Below are 26,155 nucleotides of genomic sequence, written 5' to 3' on the forward strand. Positions count from 1 at the left end.
AATGGGATGAATGATACATAATCGGGGCCGAGTTTGAACGGTACAAAGTCACTGCGGGGTGCACTGCTTGGGCTACCGGAGGGCCGCCAGTGTCGCCTTTCTTGACGTCACTCAAGTATTTGTCCGCCTGGCCGAGTATCTTGCTCACCATATCCCGCCCTGCCCGTCCGTCTGCCCCGACCATGGCAAAGAAATTCCCGCTGCATCCCAAACATCCCGAACGCATCTGCTGGGGTTGCGACAAGTATTGCCCGACGGATTCGCTCGCGTGCGGGAACGGCTCGGGGCGGACGATGCACCCGGCGGAGATGCTCGGCGACGACTGGTACACCTACGGCGACTGGGGCTTGGAGCCCGCCGAGGGAGCGAAGAAGGCGGAGGACGGCTCGTCCTGATAGCCGGGAGCGCGTGTCCGCCAAACCGGCGGCGCACCGCCCGGATCGCGGTCTCCGACGGCATGCCCAGCGTGCCGTCGGGGCCGAAGCCGGTCAGCCGGCGCGGGTCAGCGCCTCATCGAGGTAGCGGACGGAGCGCTCGACGTCGTGCAGCTTGTCCAAGCCGAAGAGGCCGATGCGGAACGTGCGGAAGTCCGCCGGTTCGTCGCACTGCAGCGGCACGCCCGCGGCGATCTGCAGGCCTTGGGCGGACAATGCCCGGCCGGACTGGATTTCCGGGTCGCTGGTGTAGCTGACGACGACGCCGGGCGCCTGGAAGCCTTCGGCGGCGACGCTCTTGAAACCTTTGCGGGTCAGCAGCGCCCGCACGCTGTCGCCCAGTTCCTGCTGCTCGCCGCGCACCTTGTCGAACCCGTAGTCGCGGGTCTCCTTCATGACGTCGCGCAGCGTCGTCAGCGCGTCGGTCGGCATCGTCGCGTGGTACATGTGCCCGCCGTTCTCGTAGGCTTCCATGATCTGCAGCCACTTGCGCAGGTCGCATGCAAAGCTGGTGCTCGTCGTGGAGGCGATTTTCGCGCGGGCGCCTTCACCGAGCATCACGAGCGCGCAGCACGGCGAACCGCTCCAGCCTTTCTGCGGTGCGCTGATCAGGATGTCGATGCCAAGGGCCTGCATGTCCACCCAGATCGCGCCGGACGCGATGCAGTCGAGCACGAACAGGCCGCCGACCGAATGAGCCGCGTCGGCGACCGCCCGCAGATACGCGTCGGGCAGCATCATGCCGCTGGAAGTCTCGACGTGCGGCGCGAAAACCACGTCGGGCTTCTGCTCGCGAATCGTCCGGACGACTTCCTCGACGGGAGCCGGTGCGAACGCGGCCTGCGGCCCGTCTTCGACCGGGCGCGCCTTCAGGACGATGGATTCGGCCGGGATGTTCCCCATGTCGAAGATTTGCGTCCAGCGATAGCTGAACCAGCCATTGCGGATGACGAGGCACTTGCGGCCGGTGGCAAACTGCCGGGCGACGGCTTCCATGCCGAACGTGCCGCTGCCGGGGACGACGATCGCGGATTTCGCGTTGTAGACTTCCTTGAGCATGCGCGAGATGTCGTTCATGACACCCTGGAAAGCCTGCGACATGTGATTGAGCGAGCGGTCGGTATAGACGACCGAATATTCGAGCAACCCGTCCGGGTCGGGATGGCGCAACAAGCCTGGCACTGTGATCTCCTGCAAGGGAAACGGAAGGACGGGGGCGAGGATACCCGGACTAACTGCCGCGGACCATCCCCTGCCGGCAGCGACGAGGGGCACGGGGTCCGGCGATGCGGAGTGGGCGAAGTCCTGCGGCGCGGGGCTCGCCGCCGGTGCCGAAGGTGCTCACGTTCCGCTGTCGGCGTCGATCTGGACGAGGCCGCGTACGACACACACCGCGAAAGTCGCGACCGGCTCGTAAGCCGGGGGCGACAGCGCCGCGCCGGTCCGCAGCGAGAAGTGCGCGCCGTGGCGCGGGCAGATGACCTCGTCGCCATCGATGACGCCGCACGACAGGTTCTCGTCCTCGTGGCTGCAGCGGTCCTCGAGCGCGTGGAACTGCCCGCCGGCATTGAACACTGCGACTTGCCGGCCGTCATCGAGCATGACCACTCGGGCGGAACCTTCCGGGAAATCGTCGACCGCGGCGACGTCGAGCCAGCGTGCCATGTCGCGCTCGCGCTCAAAGCAGCCCGAGTTCGAAAAGCGCGATCTCGCTCATCAATTCGCGCGACCACGGCGGATCCCAGACGAGTTCGACGTGCGCTTCCCGCACCCCTTCGACAGCTTTCACCGCCTCCTCGACGGTGCCGGGAAAAGTCGCTGCGACCGGGCACCCCGGCGCGGTCAGCGTCATGCGGATGTCGACCCTGCCGCTCGCGTCGTCGATATCGAGGCCGTAGATCAGCCCGAGATCGTAGATGTTGACCGGGATTTCCGGGTCGTACACGGTGCGCAGCGCGGCGATGACAGCGGTGCGCAGTTCTTCGCCCGGCGCGCTGCCCTCGCCTGCCGCCTGCTTTTCGCCCTGGTGCAGCCAGTCGAACACGCTCATCGCTCACGTCTCCGTCGACACCGGCTGCGTGTCGCCGCGCAGCGCCGCCTGCAAGGTATGCCAGGCAAGGGTCGCGCATTTGACCCGCATCGGGAACTCCGCGACGCCGCCGAGCACTTCGAGCTTGCCCAGCGCCGGCCCGCCCTGATCCGGCACGTGGCCGGTCACGAGCGCGTGGAAGCCGTCGAACATCGCTGCCGCCTGCGCGGGCGTCTTGCCTTTCAGCGTTTCGCTCATCAGCGACGCCGACGCGATCGAAATCGCGCACCCGACGCCTTCGAAATGCACGTCCTCGATGACGCCGTCGCGCGTTTTCACGTGCAGCGTGATTCGGTCGCCGCATAGCGGGTTGAAGCCTTCGGCGTGCCGATCCGCGTCCGGCAGCGGACCGAAATTGCGCGGCCGCCGGCCGTGATCGAGGATCACTTCCTGGTACAGGTCACGCAGCTCACCCATCGAACACCTCCCGCACGCGGCGCAAGGCGGCAAACAGCGCATCGACCTCGTCGTGCGTGTTGTACATCGCGAACGACGCACGCACCGTCGCCGGCACGCCGAAGCGCTCCATCAGTGGCATCGCGCAGTGGTGTCCGGTGCGGACGGCGACCCCTTCGTGGTCGAGGATCGTGCCGACGTCGTGCGCATGGATGTCGTCGAACACGAACGACAGGATCGCCGCCTTGCTGCGCGCGGTGCCGACGAGTCGCAGGCCCGGCATCGAGCACGCCTGCCGGGTGGCGTGCTCGAGCAGCGCGTGTTCGTGCGCGGCGATCGCGTCGATTCCCGTTTCCTCGACGTAGCGGATCGCTGCACCGAGCGCGATCGCGCCGGCGATGTCCGGCGTGCCCGCTTCGAACTTGTACGGCAGCTCGTTGTACGTCGTGCCCGCGAAGCTCACCTGCCGGATCATGTCGCCGCCGCCCTGCCACGGCGGCATCGCGTCGAGCAGCGCAGCTTTGCCGTACAGCACGCCGATGCCGGTCGGCCCATAGAGCTTGTGCGCCGAGAACGCGTAGAAGTCGCAATCGAGCGCCTGCACGTCGACCGCGACGTGCGGCACCGCTTGGGCGCCGTCGAGCAGCACCGGCACGCCGCGCGCGTGCGCCAGGTCGATGAGCTCGCGCACCGGGTTGATCGTGCCGAGCGCGTTCGACACATGCGCCAGCGCGACGATCCGCGTGCGGTCGCCCAACAGGCGCTCGAACTCCACGACGAGCAGTTCCCCGTCGTCATTGACGGGCGCGACTTTCAGCACCGCGCCGCTGCGCTCGCACGCGAGTTGCCACGACACGATGTTCGAGTGGTGCTCCATTGCGGTGATGAGGATTTCGTCGCCGGGGCGCAAACGTCCGCCGAAACTGTTCGCGACGAGGTTGATCGCTTCGGTCGTGCCGCGCACGAAGACGATCTCCTCGCGCCGCGCGGCGTTCACGAAGCGCTGCACCGTGTCGCGCGCGGCCTCGAACGCGTCGGTCGCCTCCTGGCTCAGGCGATGCACGCCGCGGTGCACGTTCGCGTTGAGTTGGACGTAGTAATGCGCTTGCGCGTCGATCACGCAACGCGGTTTCTGGCTCGTCGCCGCGTTGTCGAGATAGACGAGCGGCCTGCCATTGACCTCGCGGGCGAGGATCGGGAAGTCGGCGCGCAGCCGGGCGACGTCGAGCGGCGGGACGCTCCCGCCCGCAGCGGGTGCGGCGACACGCAGCGCGTTCAACTCGTTGGCAGAAGTTCGCATTCCAGTTCCCCCATGTCTTCGGGCAGTTGTCCGGGCAGGAGCGTCGACAGCCGCGCCCGCAGCCCGGCGTGAGTAATATCACGAAGCACGTCGGCCGCGAACGCGTGAATCAGCAATCCGCGCGCAGTCGCAGCGTCCAGGCCGCGCGCGCGCAGGTAGTGCAGCCGCTCGGCGTCGAGCTGTCCGACGGTCGCGCCATGCGCGCATTGGACGTCGTCGGCCCAGATTTCCAGTTGCGGCTTGGTATCGACCTCGGCGCCATCCGACAACAGCAGGTTGTGGTTCGATTGCTGCGCGTCGGTGCGCTGGGCGCCGGGGCGCACGATGACGCGGCCGTTGAAGACCGCGCGCGACGAGTCGTCGAGCACCCCTTTGTAGAGTTCGCGGCTCGTGCCGCGCGGGCAGGCGTGATCGATGCAGGTGTGGTGGTCGTGATGCTGACGTCCGCTGCCGACGTACAGGCCGGCGAGCGTCGCGTCGCAGCCTTCGCCGTCGAGCCGGGTCGCGATGTCGTTGCGCGCGAGCTGGCCGCCGAACGCGAACGAATGGGACGCGAAGCGACTGTCCGCCGCCTGCAAGGTGTGGATGCCGGCAATATGGAAACCCCGCCGGCTCTCCTGCTGCACTTTTGCATGCGTGACGCGCGCGCCCGTGCCGGCGTCGATCCGCGTGACTGTGTCGGTGAGATAGACCGCGTCCTCGCTGCCTGCGTAATGCTCGATCACCGTCGCTTCGGCGCCCGCTCCTGCGCGGAGGACGATGCGCGGGAAGCTCGCGAGATCCGTTCGGGTGGCGACGAACAGCAGATGGATCGGTCGGTCGACGGCGACGCCGGGCGCAAGGTCGATACACGCGCCGTCCGTCCATAACGCCGCATTCAGCGCCGCAAAACCGTTCGCTTCAGCCTCCGGATCAGTGTCGAGAAGCTCCGCCGCGACTTCCGGACGAGTCGCGACCAGTTCCGCGAGGCTGCCGACGTCCGCACCACGCGGCAGCGAGGCGACATGCGACAGCCCCGGCGCGTAGCGGCCATCGACGAACACCAGGCAGTGCGTGCCGTCGAGCGCGTGACGCGCGAGTTCGCGCTCGGCGACGTCATTGCCGAAGCCTGAAAACTGCGTCCCGTCGGCCAGGACGTCGAACAGCCGCCGCTCGAGCGCCGACACGTTCGTGTATTTCCAGTCTTCCTCGCGGGTCGTCGGCAGGCCGAGCCCGGCGAAGCGCTCGATCGCCGCGTCGCGCATGCGTTGCAGCCGCGGCAGCGATGCGCCCGGAAGCTGCGCGCGCTGCGCGGCGAACCGGCCGAGATAGTGCTCGCGCGCACCGCTCGTCATGGCCCGGCTCCCGCGGCAGTTTCCAGCGCCGCCTCGACCCAGCCGTAGCCGCGCCGCTCCAGCTCGAGCGCGAGTTCCGGTCCGCCGGACAGCGCGATGCGCCCGTGCGCGAGGACATGCACGCGGTCCGGCCGGATATGGTCGAGCAAACGCTGGTAATGCGTCACGAGGATCATCGCCCGGTCGGGACTGCGCATCGCATTGACGCCGTTCGCGACGACTTTCAGCGCGTCGATGTCGAGCCCGGAGTCGGTCTCGTCAAGGATCGCCAGCCGCGGCTCGAGCACCGCCATCTGCAGGATCTCGTTGCGCTTCTTTTCGCCGCCGGAGAAACCTTCGTTCACCGCGCGGTACAGCAGACTCTCGTCCATCTGCATCAGACGCAGCTTCGCCTTCACGAGCGCGAGGAAATCCATCGCGTCGAGCTCCGCTTCGCCGCGGTGCTTGCGCGCGGCGTTGAGTGCCGCCTTCAGCAGATAGATGTTCGCGACGCCGGGAATCTCGACCGGGTACTGGAACGCGAGGAAAATCCCTTCGCGCGCCCGCACTTCGGGCGCGAGCTCGAGCAGATTGCGGCCGTCGTACAGAATCTCGCCCGCGGTCACGACGTAGCCTTCCCGGCCCGCGAGCACGTGCGCGAGCGTGCTCTTGCCCGAGCCGTTCGGCCCCATGATCGCGTGCACCTCGCCCGCCCTCACCTCGAGGTGGAGGCCGCGCAGGATCGGCCGCTTTGTCGTCCCCTCGTCGACCGTCACGTGCAGGTTGCGGATCTCCAGCATTTTCCACCCCTTCACCCGATGCTGCCTTCGAGGCTCACGCCGAGGAGCTTCTGCGCTTCCACGGCGAACTCCATCGGCAGTTCCTTGAACACTTCCTTGCAGAAACCGGAAACGATCAGCGACACCGCATCCTCGGCGCTGACGCCGCGGCTCTGGCAGTAGAACAGCTGGTCCTCGCCGATGCGCGAGGTCGAGGCTTCATGCTCGACGCGCGCACTCGCGTTCTTCACCTCGATGTACGGGAAAGTGTGCGCCGCGCAGCGGTCGCCGAGCAGCAGCGAGTCGCACTGCGTGTAGTTGCGCGCGTTGGCCGCGCTCTTCGCCATCTTCACGAGGCCCCGATACGCGTTGCTGCCGTGCCCCGCCGAAATGCCTTTCGACAGGATCGTGCTCTTCGTGTTGCGGCCGAGGTGAATCATCTTCGTGCCGGTGTCGGCCTGCTGCCAGTGGTTCGTCAGCGCCACCGAATGGAATTCGCCGACCGAATCGTCGCCCTGCAGGATCACGCTCGGGTACTTCCACGTGATCGCCGAACCGGTCTCGACCTGCGTCCACGAGATCTTCGCATTCGCTTCGCGGCAGTCGCCGCGCTTCGTGACGAAGTTGTAGATGCCGCCTTTGCCTTCCCGGTCACCGGGATACCAGTTCTGCACCGTCGAATATTTGATCTGTGCGCCTTCGAGCGCGATCAGCTCGACGACCGCCGCATGCAGCTGGTTTTCGTCGCGCATCGGCGCCGTGCAGCCTTCGAGGTAGCTGACGTACGCGCCGCGGTCGGCGATGATCAGCGTGCGCTCGAACTGCCCGGTGTTCTTCGCGTTGATGCGGAAGTACGTCGACAGCTCCATCGGGCAGCGCACGCCCGGCGGGATGTAGCAGAACGAACCGTCCGAGAACACCGCCGAATTGAGCGTCGCGAAGAAGTTGTCGGTGTAGGGCACGACCGAGCCGAGATACTGCTGCACCAGCTCCGGATGGTTCTGCACGGCTTCGGAGAACGAGCAGAAGACGATGCCCAGTTCCCGCAGTTTTTCCTTGAACGTCGTTGCGACCGACACGCTGTCGAACACCGCATCCACCGCGACCCCCGCGAGGAGTTCGCGCTCCTCGAGCGGCACGCCGAGTTTCTCGTAGGTGCGCAGCAGCTCCGGATCGACCTCCGCGAGGCTCTTCGGCCCGTCTGTCCTCGACTTCGGCGCCGAGTAATAGACGATGGCCTGGTAGTCGATCGGCGGGTGACGCACCGTCGCCCAGCGCGGCTCGCTCATCGTCAGCCAGTGGCGAAAAGCTTTGAGCCGCCAGTCGAGCATGAAATCCGGCTCGTTCTTCTTCGCCGAGATCAGGCGGATCACGTCTTCCGACAGTCCGGCCGGCGCACTGTCGACTTCCATCGGCGTGTAGAAACCGTGCTGGTAATCGTGGCTGATCAGTTCGTCGAGTTGAGAGGCCGGGTTTCCCATCGCTCCACCCCCGTTCGTGCCGGTGTTTCCTCGGCGTGCCGGCAAGAGGCCGTACGTGACTCACACCGGATGTGCAAATGCTGCAGCTTCACACTTCGACGGCGCCGCCGCCGCTGAAATTCCCCTCGTCCCCGTATCGAAGCCGGCAACCGGCGGGGTAAGGCCGGTGCGGATACCCGGTCGCGCCGGCAGGAGCCGGGCGACGGTCTACAGTAAGAGGGGTCAACCAACCGGAGGCTGCGATGCAAGGCACGGACGGACCGATCGACCTGAAGGCCGGCGATGCGTTGATCGTGGTCGACGTGCAGCAGGATTTCCTTCCCGGCGGCAGCCTCGCCGTGTCCGGCGCAGACCAAGTCGTGCCGCCATTGAACAGGCTGATCGCTGCTTTCACCGACCGGGGGTTGCCGGTCTTCGCAACGCGCGACTGGCACCCGCCCGACCACTGCTCGTTCCGCGACCGCGGCGGCCCGTGGCCGCCGCACGGTGTCGCCGGCACTCCGGGCGCCACGTTTCCGCCCGGACTCGCGCTGCCGGCGTCGGCGGTGATCGTGTCGAAGGCGACTACCGCCGACGCCGATGCGTATTCCGGCTTTGACCGCACCGACCTCGACGAACGCCTGCGCGCCGACGGCGTGCAGCGCCTCTTCGTCGGCGGGCTGGCGACCGACTACTGCGTGCTCAACACCGTCAGGGACGGACTCGCAAAAGGATACGCGGTGATGTTGCTGACCGACGCGATTCGTGCCGTCGAGGCTGCGCCCGGGGACGGTGCGAAGGCGCTTGCGCAGATGCTGCGGCTCGGCGCCCTTCCTGTCGCGAGCGGCGCTGTGGCCGTTTGATGCCATGGCCGATCTGCCTCCCGCGCCGGCCCTGTTGACCGATCTCTATCAGCTGACGATGCTGCAGGCCTATTTCGACGGCGGCATGACGCAGACTGCAGCGTTCGAGTTCTTCGTCCGCAAGCTGCCCCCGCAGCGCAATTTCCTCATCGCGGCCGGCCTCGAGCAGGTGCTCGATTACCTCGAAACGCTGCGCTTTTCCGACGCCGAACTCGAGTGGCTTGCCGCTTGCGGCCGCTTCCGGCAGGAGTTCGTCGACCGGCTCGCGGCGCTGCGCTTCACCGGCGACGTCGACGCGATGGCCGAAGGCACGGTGTTTTTCGCCGACGAACCGATCCTGCGCGTGACCGCCCCGTTGCCGCAGGCGCAGCTCGTCGAAACGCGGATCATCAACCTGCTGCAATACCAGAGCATGGTCGCGTCGAAGGCAGTGCGCTGCGCGATCGCCGCCCGAGGCCGACTGCTCGTCGACTTCGGGCTGCGCCGGGCGCATGGCGCCGAAGCCGGGCTGCTGTCGGCGCGCGCGAGCTACCTCGCCGGTTTCAACGGCACCGCGACGGTACTCGCCGGCGTCAAATGGGATGTTCCGCTGTACGGCACGATGGCCCATTCCTTCATCCAGGCGCACGAGGACGAAGTGGCCGCATTCGAACATTTCGCGCGCTCGCAGCCGCGTGCGAACACGATGCTGATCGACACTTACGACACCGAGGCAGCGGCCCGCCAGCTCGTGGCGTTGGCCCAACGGCTGCGGCCGGATGGCATTGCGATCCAGGCAGTGCGTATCGACAGCGGAGACCTCGCCGAACTGGCACGGCGCGTGCGGGTGATTCTCGATGCCGGCGGACTGGACGGCGTACGGATCTTCGCCAGCGGCAATCTCGACGAGCATGCGGTGCGCGACCTCGTCGCCGCGCAGGCGCCGATCGACGGTTTCGGCGTTGGCACGCGGATGAACACCTCGGCCGATTATCCGTATCTCGACTGCGCGTACAAACTGCAGGAATACGCGGGGCAGCCGCGGCGCAAACGCTCCGAAGGCAAGGCCACGTGGCCGGGACGCAAGCAGGTCTACCGCAGTCGCGACGCGCAGGGCCGTTTCAGCGGCGATCTGCTGACCACTGTGGATAAGCCCGCTTCCGGCGAACCGTTGTTGCGGCCGGTGATGCGCGCAGGCAGCCGGCTGGAGGCGGCGCCTGCGTTGGCTGCGTTGCGCCGGCACGCCGCCGACCAGGTCGCGGCGCTGCCCGACGCGCTGCGCGGGCTTGATCCGGCAGCGCCCTACCCGGTCACAGTGGCCGGCCGGCTGCGCGCCCTTGCCGACGCCGTCGATCGGCGGATGCGCCGCGGGCAACAGGGATCGGCCTCCCCCGCTCCCGACGCATCGGATCCCCCCTGACGGACGAGGCGCAAGCCGGTCCCCGTAACTAACAACCGGAGCAACGAACATGAGCCTGACTCTGAGTTCCACGGCATTTGCCCACGGCGGCGCGATTCCCGCAAGCTACACATGCGACGGCCGTGACGTGTCCCCTCCCCTGGGCTGGTCCGGCATCCCTGAAAACACTCGCAGCCTCGCGCTGGTCGTCGATGACCCCGATGCCCCCGATCCGGCGGCTCCGCAGCGAACGTGGGTGCATTGGGTGCTGTACAACATCCCGCCGACGACGGCCGGTCTGGCCGAAGCCGTCGCGATGGCCGACCTGCCGCCCGGCACGCGCGAAGGAACGAACGACTGGAAGCGCACCGGGTATGGCGGCCCGTGTCCGCCGATCGGCCGGCACCGCTACTTCCACAAGCTCTATGCGGTCGACATCGTCCTGCCCCCCCTCGGCGCTCCGACGAAGCGCGAATTGGAACACGCGATGCAGGGCCACGTTCTTGCCAGGCGGAGCTCGTCGGCACTTACCAGCGGCCATGAGGGTGAAAGCCGCGGGCCGCGCCGCGCGTGCGAACCGGAAAGCCCGGGCACCGGAACTCGCTTTCGGTCCGCCAGTCGCATGAAAGGCGATTTCCACCACAGGAGGTATCCCGATGAACAGACACAACATCGCCGCCGGTCTGCTGGTTCTCGCCTCGGGGTTGTGGGGCGGCACGGCACTGGCGCAGGAAGCCGCTCCGACACTCGACGTGCGCGAGTTCGCGGGCGTGCGCTACATGACCGGCGGTGTCGGCGAGGAAGAGCGCAACCAGCTCCTCGCGTCTGCGCAGGACTTCAACCTCAAGCTCGTTTTCGCCGAAAAATCAGGTAACTATCTCGCTGACGTCAACGTCGCGATCGCCGATTCGACGGGCCGCAAGGTTCTCGAAGCGAGTGCGGACGGCCCGCTCATGCTGGCGCAACTGCCTCCCGGCAACTACCGCGTCACCGCGATGGCGAACGGACGCGAGCAAACCCGCAACGCCAGCGTTACACGCACCGGACAGCGCTCGCTGACTTTCTACTGGTAGCCGACGATGCTCGCGCGTTCGGACCGACACCGGCTGTCGTCAGGACTTGCAGACTTCCTCGAGGACGCGTCGCACGCGCATCATCGCCTCCTGCAGCACCACTTCGATGCTGTCGAAGAGGATGCCTTTCTCGCTCGCGCCGCGGCCGGCGGCGTAGTTCGCGATGACATTGATCGCGGCGTAGGGCAGACCGATTTCGCGCGCGAGCGACGCTTCGGGCATCCCGGTCATGCCGACGAGTTCGGCGCCATCGCGCTCGAGCCGGGTGACTTCTGCGGCTGTTTCCAGGCGCGGCCCCTGCGTCGCGGCGTACACGCCGCCATTGACGATGTGTTCCCCCGTCGCGATACCCGCGGCGAGAATGCGCTGGCGCAACGGTTCGTCGTACGGATGGGTGAAATCGATGTGATGCACGCCCTCGTCGCCTCCTTCGAAGAACGTGCTCTTGCGTCCCCACGTGTAGTCGATGATCTGATGAGGCACGACCAGCGCGCCTGGGCCGAAATCCTCGCGGATGCCGCCGACCGACGCCACGGAAATGATCCCGGTCGCCTTGACATGCTTGAGCGCCCACAGATTGGCGCGGTAATTGACCAGATGCGGCGGGATCGTGTGTCCATAACCGTGGCGCGCGAGAAAGACCACCCGGCGTTCGCGCAGGCGGCCGAACGTCAGCGCTCCGGACGGTTCTCCGTAAGGGGTGCGTACCACTTCGCGGCGGGCGATCTCGAGCGTCGAAAGCTGCGTGAGTCCGCTACCGCCAATGATTGCGAGCATCGGGTCGGTCTCCAGAAAAACGGCGCCGATTCTAGCATGGGCCCCGTCGCCCCCTCGCTCGCGGCCCTGCATGAAAAGGGTGACAGGTGCGATGCTGCAATGCGGCGTCCGTGCTAAAATTAAAAACTTTTCAAAGACTTCTGGACCCAAATGTCCCGCTCCATCCGCAACATCGCCATCATCGCCCACGTCGACCACGGCAAGACCACGCTGGTCGACCAGCTCCTGCGCCAATCCGGCACCTTCCGCGAGAACCAGCAGGTTTCCGAACGGGTGATGGATTCGAACGATCTGGAGAAGGAGCGCGGCATCACGATCCTGTCGAAGAACTGCGCAATCCAGTACGGCGACACCCACATCAACATCGTCGACACCCCCGGACACGCCGACTTCGGCGGCGAAGTCGAGCGCGTGCTGTCGATGGTCGACGGCGTGCTGCTGCTCGTCGACGCGGTCGAAGGCCCGATGCCGCAGACGCGTTTCGTCACGCGCAAGGCGCTCGCGCTCGGCCTGAAGCCGATCGTCGTCATCAACAAGATCGACCGCCCCGGCAGCCGTCCGGACTGGGTCATCAATCACACCTTCGATCTCTTCGACAAGCTCGGCGCGACCGAAGAGCAGCTCGATTTCCCGGTCGTGTACGCCTCGGCGCTCAACGGCTATGCGATGCTCGACGCCGCCAAGCCGGGCACCGACATGACTCCGCTGTACGAAGCGATCCTCGAGCACGTGCCTCAGCCCGAAGTCGATGCCGACGGCCCGCTGCAGCTGCAGGTCTGTTCGCTCGACTATTCGACGTATATCGGGCAGCTCGGCATCGGCCGCATCAAGCGCGGTCGCATCCGTCCGAACCAGGAAGTCGTCGTGATGTACGGTGACGAGAACCGCGGCAAGGCCAAGATCGGCCAGGTGCTGACGTTCAAGGGCCTCGAGCGCACGCAGGCGGAATCGGCCGAAGCCGGCGACATCGTGCTGGTGTCGGGCGTCGATCAGGTCAATATCGGCGTCACGCTGTGCGATCCCGAGAAACTCGAAGGCATGAAGCCGATCGCAGTCGATGAACCGACGCTGACGATGAACTTCATGGTCAACTCGTCGCCGCTGGCCGGGCGCGAAGGCAAGTTCGTCACGAGCCGTCAGATCCGCGAGCGGCTCGAACGCGAGCTGCTGAAGAACGTCGCGCTGCGGGTCGAATACACGAACGACTCGGACGTGTTCCTGGTCTCGGGCCGCGGCGAACTGCATCTGACGATCCTGCTCGAGAACATGCGCCGCGAAGGCTTCGAACTCGCGGTCGGCCGGCCCCGCGTCGTGTTCCGCGAGATCGACGGCGTCAAGTGCGAGCCGTACGAGCTGCTCACCGTCGACGTCGAGGAAGAGCACCAGGGCGGCGTCATGGAAGAGCTCGGCCGGCGGCGTGGCGAACTGCAGGACATGCAGTCCGATGGCAAAGGCCGCGCCCGCCTCGAATACCGTATCCCCGCGCGCGGGCTGATCGGCTTCCAGGGCGAGTTCCTGACGCTGACGCGCGGCACCGGTCTGGCGAGCCACGTCTTCGACGACTACGGCCCGATGGCGGGCGCGATGGGCGAGCGGCGCAACGGCGTGCTGATCTCGCAGGACAACGGCCAGGCGGTCGCGTACGCGCTGTGGAAGCTGCAGGATCGCGGCCGCATGTTCCTGACCCACAACGATCCGGTGTACGAAGGCATCATCATCGGCATCCATTCGCGCGACAACGATCTGGTCGTCAACCCGATCAAGGGAAAGCAGCTCACGAACGTGCGTTCGTCGGGCACCGACGAAGCCGTGCGGCTGATCCCGCCGATCCAGCTGACACTCGAGTCCGCGATCGAATTCATCGCCGACGACGAGCTCGTCGAGATCACGCCGAAGTCGATCCGGCTGCGCAAGCGCTACCTGACCGAGAACGAGCGCAAACGCGCGGCAAAAGCCGAAAACGCCTGACGCGCTTCCCGCCCAGGGAGACCGTCGAACCACGAAAAAGCGCTGCTTCGGCAGCGCTTTTTTCGTCTACATCTCGACGTATCGCCGTACGGGGTAATTCGCGTTAGCGTCTTAACAGCAGCGCCGCGCCTGCAATCAGCAGCCTGTTGAGCGCCGTCCGGCGCACCATCGCCCCCCTTCCGTCACACAGGTGGCTGTCTCCCGGAAACGTCAGTGAACACGTCAGCAGCGCGAGAATCACATAGTGGCTGTCGGGAACGACCTCCTAGAAATATGCTGAAGCAAATAGCAGACTGACCGCAATGAACGGGTCGATGACCGATTCGATTATGCTTGCCGTCGAAAAGCTGCCGTAGAAAAACGCGGCATTCGTCTCCGCGACGGGAGCCGAATCGGGAGGATGAGTGAAGATCGCCGAGTTCGGCGAACTGCTGCTGATCGCCGTGCATTTTGTGCGTTTCACGGACGGCCGCGGCTATTCCGTTGCCCGGCTGCTGCGGGCGCAATACATCTTCGAGGGCGCGCTGCGCGCCCTCGAAGATGTATTGCGCGATGAAGAACCATGCGATCGCCACCGAGGGCCGCTGCGATGACCGTCCGTGCCTATCATGAAAATAGCAAGCACCGGCCCGAGCGCTATGCGCCGGGACCGGGCCGGCTCGACTGGGCGAATCAGCCGGATCCGTGGCGCAGTTATGCCGGCGCGCCGTGCATTGTGCTGCCGCTGGGGGCCGATGCGTTGGCGACGCGCTATAACGACTTGCGCCAGGGCAGTCTGCCGAGGGCGGCGCCGCTCGATCGCGCGCACGTCGGCTTGCTGTTCGAGCTGTCGCTGGCGCTCTCCGCATGGAAGGAATTCGGTGGCACGCGCTGGGCGCTACGCTGCAATCCTTCGAGTGGCAATCTGCATCCGACCGAAGGATATCTGATTGCGCCGACGCTGCCGGACGTCGCGGCGGGCGTGTATCACTACTTGAGTCGCAGGCATGTGCTGGAACAGCGGGCGGGTGTGGCGGACGACTGGGACGCAGCCTTCCGCGGCCCGGCAGTGCTGGTCGCGCTCAGCTCGATCCACTGGCGCGAGGCGTGGAAGTACGGCGTGCGTGCGTATCGTTACTGCCAGCACGACTGCGGCCACGCGGTCGCCGCCATTTCGCTGGCAGCTGCAGCGCTCGGCTGGTCGGCGCGGGTGCTCGATGAGGTCGGCGACGACGACATCGCACGGCTTGCCGGACTGGACCGGGAAGCCGACTTCGACGGGACCGAGCGCGAAGTGCCGGACGTGCTGTTGCTGATCGGTGACGCGCAGGCGACGGTCGATGCCGATGCGCTCGCTGTCCTCAGCGCGCGTTGCGCGTGGCAGGGCCAGGCGAACCGGCTCAGCACGGGTCATGTGCGCTGGCACGACATCGACGCCGTTCACGCATCGACGCACAAACCGCGAACCGCGCCGAACGCGTGGCGCGCCATGCCCACGTTACCGGCGCCTGCAGAGCCGGCCCTCGACCTGCGCGCGGCAACATTGGTCCGTCAGCGCCGCAGCGCCGTCGCCTTCGACGGCGTCTCCGGCATGACTGCGGAAGCGTTCCTCGCGCTGCTCGATGCGCTGTTGCCGCGTGCGGGCGTGCCGCCGTGGAGCGCGTGGGCGGCGCAGCCGCAGGTGCATCTGGCGCTGCTCGTCCATCGGGTCACCGGCCTCGACGCGGGGCTTTACGTTTTTCTGCGCGATGCGACGGTGCTCGATGAACTGCGTGCGGCGCTGCGCAATGACTGGTTGTGGCACAAGGTCGGGCCGTCGCATCTGCCGCTATACCTGCTGATCCCCTACGACCTGCGTGCTTCGGCGCAGCTCGTCTGCTGCCATCAGGAAATTGCTGCCGATTCGTGCTTCGCGCTCGGCATGCTGGGGCGCTTCGGTCTGATCGAGCGCGAGCCGTGGCGCTACCCGGCGCTGTTCCGCGAATGCGGCATGATCGGCCAAGCGTTGTACCTCGAAGCAGAAGCGGCCGGCCTGCGCGGCACCGGCATCGGCTGCTATTTCGACGACTCGATGCACGAATTGCTCGGTCTCGCGGGGAACGAGTGGCAGAGCCTGTATCACTTCACCGTCGGCGGGCCGATCGAGGATGCGCGGCTTAGTTCGCTGGCGCCATATTCCGTGCGCGAGTAAAGATCGTTAGCCGCGAGCGGACAGTGACGGCGCTTGGCATTCCGTCGCCCGTCCGGCGAAGAACACCGCTTCCCGCCCGGGGTCTGATCCGACGGTGCTCAAATCCAGAATCCAATTATGATGCACCGACCAGGTTCGCCAAGGTGAGTCCATGAACGCGCTCAACCCGCGTGTTGCCGAACGGCTCGCACTCGCGCTTTTGTGCATCCTTTTCGCTGGACTCGCGTTCGTGGCGCCCATCGCGCAGCCGCAGGACTACCACCGCTTTGCGGATTCGCGAGCGCTGTCGCTGGGACCGCTCTCTCTGCCGCATGCGGCTGACGTGCTGACGAGCCTCGCATTCACGGCTGCGGGCCTGGCAGGCCTCTCTTGCTGCTCCCGCTCGGCGCCCTCGCAATACTTGCCGCTAACGGTATTCTTCACCGGGCTCGTGCTCACTGGTATCGGTAGCGTCTGGTACCACCTTTCCCCATCCGACGCGTCTCTCGTGTGGGACCGGCTCGCCATGGCAATGACGTTTGGCGGAGCTGTAGGTGCCGTTGGGGCGGAACGGTTGGGACCCGCAGCCGGCAGCCGATGGCTCATCGCGTGGCTGATTGTAGGAGTGGCGGCGGTTGCCCTGTGGGTGCTATCCGGCGACTTAAGGCTTTATCTCGTTGCCCAGTTTGGCGGGCTCTGCACACTGCTGCTCTGGTTCCGCCTCCCCGCCGCCGCGGCAGCGGTTCGGCTGCCATGGGGTTGGCTATTGCTCGCGTACGGGGTCGCAAAAGGCTTCGAGCTCCTTGACCGCCAGATTTGGCTGCTGACGGACACATTGTTTTCCGGTCATCCGATCAAGCATGTGGTGGTGGCGCTCGGTATATTGCCGATGCTCCGTGTTCTATCGGCACGGCGGGTGGGAGCGGCGTGAATGCCACGCGTAGCTGCCCGGAGCCGGTCAGGAGTGGACGGTGGTCACCATGGGAACACCGCTTGCCTCAGGGCTCGAGCCGCGCCGGCTGGCGCGGCGCTACACGCTTGCCATCGTGCGCTTCATGAAGCTTTGCCTCGGCAGCGGCAAGGAAGCGTGCGTCCGCCCGCGGAATCCTGAGCCGGCCCGCAGCCGCGCTACCGGGCCGCCCGCCGGATTCAGCTTCGTTCGGCGAGGTACGCCGCAAACTCTTCGCCGATTTCGGGATGGCGCAAGCCGAGTTCGACGGTCGCTTTGAGATAGCCGAGCTTCGAGCCGCAGTCGTAGCGCACGCCCTTGAACTGGTACGACAGCACGGCCTCGTCCTTCAGCAATGCGGCGATCGCGTCGGTCAGCTGGTATTCGCCCCCCGCGCCCGGCTGCAGCGCGCGGATGTGGTCGAAGATGCGCGGCGTCAGGATGTAGCGACCGACGACCGCTTGCGTCGTCGGCGCGTCTTCGGGCTTGGGTTTCTCGATGATCCCGGTCACCCGCTGTACGTCGCCGTGCTGCGCTTCGGTGCTGACGATGCCGTACTGGCGCGTCTCTTCACGCGGAACGTTCATCGTGCCGAGCACCGAACAGCGGTTGTAGTTATAGACGCCGACCATCTGCTCCATGATCGAGGCCGAGTCCGGGTTGTCGAGCAGGTCGTCGGCGAGGATCACCGCGAACGCTTCGTCGCCGATGACCGGTGCCGCGCACAGCACCGCGTGGCCGAGGCCGAGCGCTTCCGACTGGCGGATGTAGATGCAGTTCACGCCCTTCGGCACGGTGCGCTGCACCAGCGCGAGCATTTCCTTCTTGCCGCGGGCTTCGAGCTCGGTTTCGAGCTCGTAGGCCTTGTCGAAGTGATCCTCGATCGAACGCTTGGTACGCCCGGTGATGAAAATCATGTCGGTGATGCCGGCCGCGACGGCTTCCTCGACCGCGTACTGGATCAGCGGTTTGTCGACGATCGGCAGCATCTCCTTCGGGCTCGCCTTGGTGGCCGGCAAAAAGCGCGTGCCCATGCCGGCGACCGGAAATACCGCTTTCGTGACTTTCTTCATGTCGTGATTCTCCCTGTTGAATGTTCTGGACGGGCCGCCGCCCGTCATGCTGGCTGTTCGAGCACGCGACGCAGGCCGTCTTCGTCGAGGATCGCCACCCCGAGCTCCTGCGCCTTCGCGAGCTTCGAGCCTGCGTCGGCGCCGGCGACCACGTAATCGGTCTTCTTCGACACCGAGCCGCTGACTTTTCCGCCATGCGCTTCGATCAGCGCTTTCGCGTCGTCGCGGCTCATCGTCGGCAGCGCTCCGGTGAGCACGAAAGTCTTGCCGCTCGCAGCGCCGTCAGCGGCGACTGCGGGCGCACCTTCGTCCCAGTGCACGCACGCCGCGCGCAATTGCTCGATGACTTCGCGGTTGTGCATTTCAGCGAAGAATCCGGCAATGCTGAGTGCGACGATCGGCCCGACATCGGGGACCTGCTGCAGTCGCTCGACATCGGCGTTTATCAGCGCGTCGAGCGAACCGAAGTGCCGCGCGAGCTCTTTCGCCGTTGCCTCGCCGACGTTGCGGATACCGAGCGCGAAGATGAAGCGGGGCAGCGTCGCATGGCGGCTTTTCTCGATCGCCGCGAGCAGGTTCGCTGCCGACTTGTCCGCCATCCGCGGCAGGTTCGCGAGCTTCACCAGCCCGAGCCGATACAGGTCGGCCGGTGTTTTGACGATGCCGCCGTCGACGAGTTGATCGACGAGTTTGTCGCCGAGCCCCTCGATGTCCATCGCGCGGCGGCCGGCAAAATGCAGCAGCGCCTGCTTGCGTTGCGCCGGGCAGAAAAGCCCGCCCGAGCAGCGCGTCACTGCCTCGTCGGGCTGCTTCTCGGCGTGCGAGCCGCACACCGGGCAGGTCTGCGGCATCACGAACGGGCGTTCGCTGCCGTCGCGGCGCTCAACGACCGGCGCGACGATCTGCGGAATGACATCCCCGGCACGGCGCACGATGACCTGGTCGCCGATCAGCAGCCCTTTGCGCTGGATTTCCTCTTCGTTGTGCAGCGTCGCGTTCGTCACCGTCACGCCGCCGACAAAGACCGGCTTCAGCCGTGCGACCGGCGTCAGCGCGCCGGTGCGCCCGACCTGGATCTCGATATCGACGAGCTCGGTGATCTCTTCCTGCGCCGGATACTTGTGCGCGACCGCCCAGCGCGGTTCGCGCGTGACGAAACCGAGGCGGCGCTGCAGCTCGAAGCGATTGACCTTGTAGACGACGCCGTCGATGTCGTAGGGCAGGCTGTCGCGCGCGGCGGCGATGCGATCGTGGAATGCGATCAGCCCGTCGGGCCCGGACGAGACGACGCGGTGCTCGCATACCGGAATGCCGAACGCCGCGAGCGCGTCGAGCATCTCGCCCTGCGTTGCCGGCACATCCCAGCCATTGCTCTCGCCGAAGCCGTACGCGAAGAACGACAGCGGGCGCTGCGCGGCGATGCGCGCGTCGAGCTGGCGCACGGCGCCGGCAGCTGCGTTGCGCGGGTTGACGAACACCTTGCCGCCGGCTTCGCTCTGCCGCGCATTGAGCCGCTCGAACGCCTCGCGCCGCATGTAGATCTCGCCGCGCACCTCGATCAGCTTTGGTGGCCGGCCGGCGAGCCGCAGCGGGATCTGCCGGATCGTGCGCACGCTGTGCGTGACGTCCTCGCCGGTGTAACCGTCGCCGCGCGTGGCCGCGCGCACCAGCACGCCATTCTCGTAGCGCAGGCTGATCGCGAGGCCGTCGAACTTGAGCTCGCCGAGGTATTCGACCGGCGGCGCGTCCGGGCCGAGTTCGAGCGCGTTGCGCACGCGCGTGTCGAACGCGATCACGCCGCCGCTGGTGGTGTCGGTCTCGGTGCGGATCGACAGCATCGGCACCGCGTGGCGCACCGGCACGAGCCCGGACACCGGCGCCCCGCCGACGCGCCGGGTCGGCGAATCAGGCACGAGCAGCTCGGGGTATCGGCGTTCGAGCGCGTCGAGTTCGCGGAACAGGCGATCGTATTCCGCATCGGGCACCGTCGGCGCGTCGAGGACGTAGTATGCGTAGTCGTGCGCTTCGAGCTCCCGCCGCAGCTGCGCGGCGCGCTCGACGTCTTCAGGCGCAGCGGACATCAGGCGGAGAACAGGCGCAACGCCAGCGGACTGCCCGCGGGGACGTCGGAATCGGCCATCTGCGCCTGGAATTGCTGGATTTGCGAACGGATCAGCAGCGCCGCGTCCGGTCCGAACGGGGCGCGATTGTCATCGACGACGCTGCCCTGCAGCGCGTCGGCCATATGGCTCGCGTGTTGCATCATGTGGTCGAACACGACGACGCCGTTGGCGACGCGCGGCACGTCGATGACGAACGTCAGGCCTTGCGTCGTGAGGTTGCGCATCTCGTCGGCGGCAAAGAGCGCGGGCTCCATGTTGCTGAGCGTGAACAGCGTGTGGCCGCTTTCGTCGCGGGCGTGGAACATGCCGTCATCGCCGATCGTCATGCCGCTCGCTTCGGCCAGCGCGCGGATCTTCGTGCCGGCGAAAGGCTGGTTGTGGCTGACGATATTGACGCCGATCTGCACGTCGACGCCGGCGCAGAACTGGTCCAGGTCGGCGGCGTTGCGCAGCGCCTCGGCGCGCGTCGGCAGGTCGGTCGGCACGGCGAGGAACTGCTCGGCGACACGCTGCACGCCGCCCGAAAAATGCATGAAATCGTTTTCGCCGATCGGCCCGTGCCGGTCGACGAGCTGCATCGCCGCGCAGAACCAGTGGAACGAGCCCGCGGAATGGGCGGTCAGCGGGCGCCACAGGTTTTCGGCATCGTCGAAGGCGAACCACCGAACCGGCTTCGAAATTCCCTGCAACTGTTCGCTTTGTGCCGCCCACAGGCGCGGAGCGTGGAGCAGTTCGATCGATTCGATGCGGATCACGCAGTCGATGCGCGGATCAATCGCCGACGGCAATCCGGGCGTCACCCGCCCCACCGGCGCATGCGCTGCCGGATGGGAGATCGCCGCCGGAGCGGGATTCGCATCCGGGGACGGAAATTCGGTCGTCCAGGGTTCGACGCGTTCGCCTTGCGGCGAGGCCTCGTGCGGTTCGAGCAGCACGTCGCGGTGCTCGGATTTGAACGCCTGCTCCGCCTGGCGCCGATGCTTGCGTTCCTGCCACTTGTTGTACGCGATGATGCCCACGACTGCCGTCATGCCGAGCGCGGCCAATCCGATCTGCAATTCGCTATCCATCTTCATTCCCGTTGTGAACGCTTCGTCGCCGCAGGGCGGGAATCGTCACCAGTTGATCCTGTATACAAAAGAATCGGTCCGCCGCCGGTGCGGCAGACCGGGACCCGTTCGTGCGTCAGGCTGCCGCCGGCTCGGCCAGGCGCAGCGCCTCTTCGATATCCACTTCCACGACCCGCGAAACGCCTTGTTCCTGCATCGTCACGCCGACCAGCTGCTGCGCGATTTCCATCGTGATCTTGCTGTGGCTGATGAAAACGAACTGTGTTTGCGATGACATGCGTTTTACCATCTGGCAATAGCGTTCGGTGTTGGTATCGTCCAGTGGCGCATCGACCTCGTCAAGCATGCAGAACGGCGCGGGGTTGAGCTGGAACATCGAGAATACCAACGCAATCGCCGTCAGCGCCTTTTCGCCACCGGAAAGCAGATGTATCGAGGTGTTTTTCTTGCCCGGCGGCTGGGCGACGATCTGGATGCCGGCGTCGAGAATTTCATCGCCGGTCAGCACCAGCCTGGCCTGGCCACCGCCGAACAGCTGCGGGAACAGCGTGCCGAAATGCTGCGTGACGGTATTGTAGGTGTCCTGCAGCTGCTCGCGCGTTTCGCGGTCGATGCGGCGGATCGCGTCCTCGAGGGTGACGATCGCCTGGCTCAAGTCCTCGTTCTGCGCGTCGAGATAACCTTTGCGCTCCTGCGCGCTGCGCAGCTCGTCGAGCGCGGCGAGGTTGACCTGTCCGAGTTCGGCGATCTCGCGCGCCAGCCGTGCCACTTCGCGTACCAGCGCGGCCTCGCGCAAGTCCGCGGTCAGCAGCGGCTGCAGCGTCGCTTCGTCGGCCTGCGCTTCGGCGAGGCGCTCGTCGAACTGCGCCACCGCAAGCTCCGCCGCCTGGACGCCCAGCCGCAGCTCGGCGATGCGGGTGCGCGCGGGCGCCGCCTCGCGCTCGGTTCGCAGGCGCAGCTCCTCGGTCTGCTTGAGCACGGAAGCGGCCTGCTCCAGCGCGTCGCGCCGCGCCGAAAGCGCCGTCTCGCGGCGCTGGCGCAGCGTCAGCGCTTCGTGCAGGGCGTCGCGGCAGCGGCTGCAGTCGATCCCGTCGAGTTCATGGCGGCAGGCGTCGAGCTCGGTGGCGATGCGGTCGAGCTGTTCGGCCGCAAGCGCTGTGTTGCGGGCGATGTCCTCGAGCTTGCCGGCACATTCGCGCTCGGAGAAACGCGCTTCCTGCAGGTCCCGCGCCGTCGCCTGATCGAGCGCGCGCGTCTCGCGCAGCAGGTTGTCGCGCTCGGCGAGCACTTCCATCGCGGCGTCGAGCCGCTCGCGCTGCAGTTCGGCCAGTTCGGCCGAACGCGCCTGTTCGGTTTCGGCACGCTCGAGCTGCTGGCGCTCGACGGCTTCGAGGTGCACAAGGTCGTCGAGATCACGCGTGAGCTGTGCGCGGCGCTCTTCGGCGCGTTGGCGTGCCTGCGTCAGCTTCAGCAGCCCGACCTGTTCGGCGTGGATCTGCTGCTGCATCGATTGCAGCTCGCGCCGCAGCGCGTTGCCGCGCTCCTGCAGGTCGGACGCGATCGCTTCGGCTTCGAGCAGCGTGTCGTGCGCCTGCTGTGCCTCGGCTTCCAGCGCGCGCTGGCGATCCGCGAGCGTGTCGATTTCGCGCTGGCGTTCGATGACGCCGTGCGTGCGGCTGTCCGGCACGTAATGGATGAGCGCATGGCGAGTCAGGAGCTGCCCCTGCGGACCGACGAGGCAGGTGCCGGAAGCGAGTTCGGCGCGCCGAGTGAGCCACGGTTCGAGCGCGTCGACCGCAAAACAGCCGTGCAGCCCCTCGGCCAACGCGGACCGAAGCGCTGCCTCCGACAGGTGCACCCGGTCGATCAACGCCGTCGCGCCCGAAGGGGGCTCGAGCGGTGCGAGCGGCACGTCCGCACCGGCGAACGCGATTGCGAATGCGGTCGGCGGAGCCTCGTCGAACATTGCTCGCGCCGCGTCGTCGACGGCACCGGTGAGCGCGGCGAGCCGCTCGCGCAGCACCGCCTCGACGGCGGTTTCCCAGCCTGCATCGACTCGCAGGGCACGCCACAGCGGCGCCAGCTCGGCGAGGCGGTGGCGCTTCAGCCAGTCGCCGAGCTGCCCTTGCGACTGCACTTTCGCCTGCAGTTGCACCAGCGCGTCGCGCCGGGCGCGCAACTCGGTCAGCCGGCGCTGCACCTGACGTTCCCCGTCGAGCGCGGTTTTCAGCGTCGCCTGGGCTTGCGCGAGGCGGGACTGTGTCTGCACGAGATCCTGCTGGCGGGCGTCGTGCTCGTCGCGCAGCGTGTCGAGCCGGGCTTCCTGCTGGGCGAGCGCCGCCTCGTCCGGCCCGTCGATCGCGCTGCCGTCGCCGAGCAGCCGCGCCCGTCGCTGCGCGAGCGCATCGAGCGCGCGCGCGGCGTTTGCCCGGTTCGCTTCGCCGACGCGCAGCTGCTGCTCGGTCTGGCCGAGTTCCCGGCGTGCGGCCGCGACCGTGGCGTCCGCCGCCTGGCGCGCGGACTCCGCTTCCGGCAGGCGCTCGGCCACTTCGGCATGGCGTGCTTCAGCCTGCTCGGCGCGCAGCGCGGCGTTTTCCAGCAATGCGCTCCAGCGCTCGCGGTCGCTGTCGAGTGCGTCACCGCGGGCGCGCCAGTGCGCTTCGTCAACCGCGAGCTGGGCGAGACGGGCTTCGAGACGCTTGCGCGCGTCCTCGACGTGCCGAAGCTCGGCTTCGAGCCGGCTGACTTCGGCGCAGATCGCGGCCAGGTCGCTCTGTGCCGCGTGCGTCGCCTCGGACGCCGAAAAATGCGCTGCGCGGCCCGATTCGACCGCGTTTTCGAGTTCCTGAAGCCGCGCGCTGTCGGATTCCATCTTCGCCGACAGCTCGTTGAGTTCGACTTGCAAGCGCACCTGCTCGCTGCGGGCGTCGTTGCGCTTGAGCAGCCACAACAGCTGCTGGCGCTCGGTATGCGCAGCGCTCAGCGCGCGAAAACGGTCTGCGATCGCGGCCTGTGCGTCGAGGTGGCCGATGCGCTCGCCGAGCTCCATGCGGATGTCGTCGAGCCGGGTGAGGTTGTCGCGCGCATCGGACAGCCGGCCTTCGGTCTCGCGGCGCCGCTCGCGGTATTTCGTGACGCCCGCGGCTTCTTCGAGAAAGCCGCGGATTTCCTCCGGCCGCGCCTCGATGATCCGCGAGATCATGCCCTGCTCGATGATCGCGTAAGCGCGCGGCCCGAGTCCGGTGCCGAGGAACAGGTCGATGACGTCCTTGCGGCGCACGTGGACGTTGTTGAGGTAATACGTCGATTCGCCGCTGCGGTCGAGCACCCGCTTGACCGAGATTTCGGCGTAGCGCGACCACTGCCCCGCTGCGCGCCCTTCGGCGTTGTCGAACACCAGCTCGACGCTCGCCCGCGACACCGGTTTTCTCGTCGTCGAGCCGTTGAAAATCACGTCCTGCATCGACTCGCCGCGCAGCGCGCTCGCGCGCGTTTCGCCGAGCACCCAGCGCACCGCGTCGATGATGTTCGACTTGCCGCAGCCGTTCGGCCCGACGACCCCGACGAGGTTGCCGGGAGTGAGGACGGTGGTCGGGTCGACGAAGGTCTTGAAACCGGCGAGTTTGAGCTTGGAAAGACGCACGTCGGAACGAGGGTGAACGGTCGGTTCAGGGCTGTCGAAAGCGCGTCATGATAACATCCCCGATCCACGGCCCCGCGGCCGGTGCCCCGAAATATGCCGACACAATTGACGTGAATCCCAACCTCGACCGACTGCAGTCCTACCCTTTCGAAAAATTGCGCAAGCTGTTCGACGGACTCGCCCCGCCCGCCGGCCTGGCCCCGATCCGGCTGTCGATCGGCGAGCCGCGGCACGCGACGCCGGCTTTCATCACGCAGGCGCTGATCGACAATCTCGACGGCCTCGCAGCCTATCCCGCCACCCAGGGCAGCGACGCGCTGCGCGGCGCGATCGCCGGCTGGCTCGAGCGGCGCTACGGGCTGCCCGCGGTCGACGCCGCGACCCAGGTGCTGCCGGTCAACGGATCGCGCGAAGCGCTGTTCGCGTTCGCGCAGTGCATCGTCGACAGCCGCGGCGGCGCCGCGAAAGTGCTGTGCCCGAACCCGTTCTACCAGATCTACGAAGGCGCGGCGCTCCTCGCCGGTGCCGAGCCGGTGTTCCTCAACAACCTGCCCGAAAACCGTTTCGGTTCGGACTTCGATTCGCTGCCGGAGTCGGTGTGGCGCGATGTCCAGCTGGCGTTCGTCTGCTCGCCGGGCAATCCGACCGGACGCGTGCTGTCGCTGCACGAGTGGGCGCGCCTGTTCGAGCTTTCCGACCGCCACGGCTTCGTGATCGCTGCCGATGAGTGCTATTCCGAGATCTATTTCGACGAAAACGCGCCTCCGGTCGGCGCGCTGCAGGCCGCGCAGGAGCTCGGTCGCGGTGACTTCCGCAATCTCGTGACGTTCTCGAGCCTGTCGAAGCGCTCGAACGTGCCGGGCATGCGCTCCGGGTTCGTCGCCGGCGACGCCGCCGTGCTCAAGGCTTTCCTGCGCTATCGCACTTACCACGGCTGCGCGATGAACCCGGCCGTGCAGGCCGCTTCGGTCGCCGCCTGGAACGACGAAGCGCACGTCGTCGACAACCGCCGGCTGTACCGCGAGAAATTCGATCGTGTCACGCCCCTCGTCGCGCGCCACCTGAAAGTCGAGCGGCCCGACGCCGGGTTCTACCTGTGGGCGCAGACGCCGCTCCCGGACACCGAGTTCGCCCGGCGCCTGCAGGGTGAATATAATGTCACGGTACTGCCGGGCAGCTTCCTCGCCCGCGAGGCCAACGGCGTCAATCCGGGCGCCGGCTTCGTGCGCATCGCCCTCGTCGCCCCGACTGCCGAATGCGTCGAGGCGGCCGAGCGCATCGCCGCTTTCTGCCAATCTCTCCCATAACGGAAAACTCC

At 66.8% G+C, this 26,155-nt stretch carries 22 protein-coding genes and 1 pseudogene; 10 read left to right on the forward strand and 13 right to left on the reverse strand.

The genetic code is table 11. The features are described from left to right. Window positions 1-182: 182 nt before the first annotated feature. Window positions 183-395: a DUF3079 domain-containing protein gene (locus PA01_13655; protein KON79551.1), complete on the forward strand. Its 213-nt coding sequence runs from the start codon at window positions 183-185 to the stop codon at window positions 393-395. Window positions 396-488: 93 nt separating this feature from the next. On the opposite strand, the gene PA01_13660 is transcribed toward PA01_13655, so the two are convergent. The 8 genes from PA01_13660 to sufB form a co-directional block, all read right to left on the reverse strand. Next, window positions 489-1,616, reverse strand: coding sequence for an aminotransferase class V-fold PLP-dependent enzyme (locus tag PA01_13660; protein ID KON79552.1), 1,128 nt, complete (start codon window positions 1,614-1,616; stop codon window positions 489-491). 159 nt (window positions 1,617-1,775) lie between these two features. Further along, window positions 1,776-2,099, reverse strand: coding sequence for a non-heme iron oxygenase ferredoxin subunit (locus PA01_13665; GenBank protein KON79553.1), 324 nt, complete (start codon window positions 2,097-2,099; stop codon window positions 1,776-1,778). Between the two features lie 13 nt (window positions 2,100-2,112). Next, window positions 2,113-2,484 carry an SUF system Fe-S cluster assembly protein gene (locus PA01_13670; protein KON79554.1) on the reverse strand — a complete coding sequence of 124 codons (372 nt, stop codon included), beginning with the start codon at window positions 2,482-2,484 and terminating at the stop codon, window positions 2,113-2,115. Window positions 2,485-2,487: 3 nt separating this feature from the next. Continuing rightward, entirely contained in the window at window positions 2,488-2,940 is a 453-nt protein-coding gene (locus tag PA01_13675) for an SUF system NifU family Fe-S cluster assembly protein (protein ID KON79555.1), read from the reverse strand. Beyond that, complete coding sequence (locus PA01_13680; protein KON79556.1) at window positions 2,933-4,219, reverse strand: cysteine desulfurase; 1,287 nt, start codon at window positions 4,217-4,219, stop codon at window positions 2,933-2,935. The genes PA01_13675 and PA01_13680 overlap by 8 nt, the downstream gene beginning before the upstream one ends. Beyond that, complete coding sequence (gene sufD / locus PA01_13685; GenBank protein ID KON79557.1) at window positions 4,195-5,553, reverse strand: Fe-S cluster assembly protein SufD; 1,359 nt, start codon at window positions 5,551-5,553, stop codon at window positions 4,195-4,197. Before sufD ends, PA01_13680 begins: the two co-directional genes overlap by 25 nt. Then, window positions 5,550-6,332: a Fe-S cluster assembly ATPase SufC gene (gene sufC / locus PA01_13690; protein ID KON79558.1), complete on the reverse strand. Its 783-nt coding sequence runs from the start codon at window positions 6,330-6,332 to the stop codon at window positions 5,550-5,552. Before sufC ends, sufD begins: the two co-directional genes overlap by 4 nt. Window positions 6,333-6,343: 11 nt before the next feature. Next, complete coding sequence (gene sufB, locus PA01_13695) at window positions 6,344-7,792, reverse strand: Fe-S cluster assembly protein SufB (protein KON79559.1); 1,449 nt, start codon at window positions 7,790-7,792, stop codon at window positions 6,344-6,346. A gap of 242 nt (window positions 7,793-8,034) precedes the next feature. Between sufB and PA01_13700 the strand changes: the two genes are divergently transcribed. From PA01_13700 to PA01_13710, 4 genes and pseudogenes are all read left to right on the forward strand, one after another. After that, window positions 8,035-8,634, forward strand: a complete 600-nt coding sequence (locus PA01_13700) for an isochorismatase family protein (protein KON79560.1) — start codon at window positions 8,035-8,037, stop codon at window positions 8,632-8,634. Between the two features lie 4 nt (window positions 8,635-8,638). Beyond that, on the forward strand, window positions 8,639-10,033 hold the full coding sequence (locus PA01_13705; protein ID KON79561.1) for a nicotinate phosphoribosyltransferase: 1,395 nt from the start codon (window positions 8,639-8,641) through the stop codon (window positions 10,031-10,033). Between the two features lie 49 nt (window positions 10,034-10,082). Further along, window positions 10,083-10,475, forward strand: a pseudogene (locus PA01_19035) (YbhB/YbcL family Raf kinase inhibitor-like protein). Between the two features lie 193 nt (window positions 10,476-10,668). Continuing rightward, on the forward strand, window positions 10,669-11,085 hold the full coding sequence (locus PA01_13710; GenBank protein ID KON79562.1) for a carboxypeptidase-like regulatory domain-containing protein: 417 nt from the start codon (window positions 10,669-10,671) through the stop codon (window positions 11,083-11,085). A gap of 39 nt (window positions 11,086-11,124) precedes the next feature. On the opposite strand, the gene PA01_13715 is transcribed toward PA01_13710, so the two are convergent. Beyond that, window positions 11,125-11,862: an S-methyl-5'-thioinosine phosphorylase gene (locus tag PA01_13715; protein ID KON79563.1), complete on the reverse strand. Its 738-nt coding sequence runs from the start codon at window positions 11,860-11,862 to the stop codon at window positions 11,125-11,127. A gap of 150 nt (window positions 11,863-12,012) precedes the next feature. Between PA01_13715 and typA the strand changes: the two genes are divergently transcribed. From typA to PA01_13735, 4 genes are all read left to right on the forward strand, one after another. Continuing rightward, entirely contained in the window at window positions 12,013-13,830 is a 1,818-nt protein-coding gene (gene typA / locus PA01_13720; protein ID KON79564.1) for a translational GTPase TypA, read from the forward strand. A 404-nt stretch (window positions 13,831-14,234) separates the two neighbouring features. After that, entirely contained in the window at window positions 14,235-14,423 is a 189-nt protein-coding gene (locus PA01_13725) for a DUF934 domain-containing protein (protein KON79565.1), read from the forward strand. Further along, on the forward strand, window positions 14,420-16,000 hold the full coding sequence (locus tag PA01_13730; GenBank protein KON79566.1) for a SagB/ThcOx family dehydrogenase: 1,581 nt from the start codon (window positions 14,420-14,422) through the stop codon (window positions 15,998-16,000). Before PA01_13725 ends, PA01_13730 begins: the two co-directional genes overlap by 4 nt. A 151-nt stretch (window positions 16,001-16,151) precedes the next feature. Beyond that, on the forward strand, window positions 16,152-16,910 hold the full coding sequence (locus PA01_13735) for a hypothetical protein (protein KON79567.1): 759 nt from the start codon (window positions 16,152-16,154) through the stop codon (window positions 16,908-16,910). A gap of 218 nt (window positions 16,911-17,128) precedes the next feature. Here the strand turns inward: PA01_13735 and galU are convergent, their stop codons facing one another. The 4 genes from galU to smc form a co-directional block, all read right to left on the reverse strand. Beyond that, complete coding sequence (gene galU, locus PA01_13740; GenBank protein ID KON79568.1) at window positions 17,129-18,001, reverse strand: UTP--glucose-1-phosphate uridylyltransferase GalU; 873 nt, start codon at window positions 17,999-18,001, stop codon at window positions 17,129-17,131. Between the two features lie 44 nt (window positions 18,002-18,045). Continuing rightward, window positions 18,046-20,082, reverse strand: a complete 2,037-nt coding sequence (gene ligA / locus PA01_13745) for an NAD-dependent DNA ligase LigA (GenBank protein KON79569.1) — start codon at window positions 20,080-20,082, stop codon at window positions 18,046-18,048. After that, window positions 20,082-21,194 (reverse strand): ZipA, encoded by a 1,113-nt coding sequence (locus tag PA01_13750; GenBank protein KON80350.1) that lies wholly within the window; start codon window positions 21,192-21,194, stop codon window positions 20,082-20,084. The genes ligA and PA01_13750 overlap by 1 nt, the downstream gene beginning before the upstream one ends. Before the next feature lie 115 nt (window positions 21,195-21,309). Then, complete coding sequence (smc, locus tag PA01_13755; protein KON79570.1) at window positions 21,310-24,837, reverse strand: chromosome segregation protein SMC; 3,528 nt, start codon at window positions 24,835-24,837, stop codon at window positions 21,310-21,312. Between the two features lie 110 nt (window positions 24,838-24,947). On the opposite strand from smc, the gene dapC reads away from it, so the two are divergent. Further along, complete coding sequence (gene dapC / locus PA01_13760; GenBank protein KON79571.1) at window positions 24,948-26,144, forward strand: succinyldiaminopimelate transaminase; 1,197 nt, start codon at window positions 24,948-24,950, stop codon at window positions 26,142-26,144. Window positions 26,145-26,155: the final 11 nt, after the last annotated feature.

This window comes from Azoarcus sp. PA01, assembly GCA_001274695.2.
In the GTDB taxonomy this organism is placed as follows: Bacteria; Pseudomonadota; Gammaproteobacteria; order Burkholderiales; family Rhodocyclaceae; genus Aromatoleum.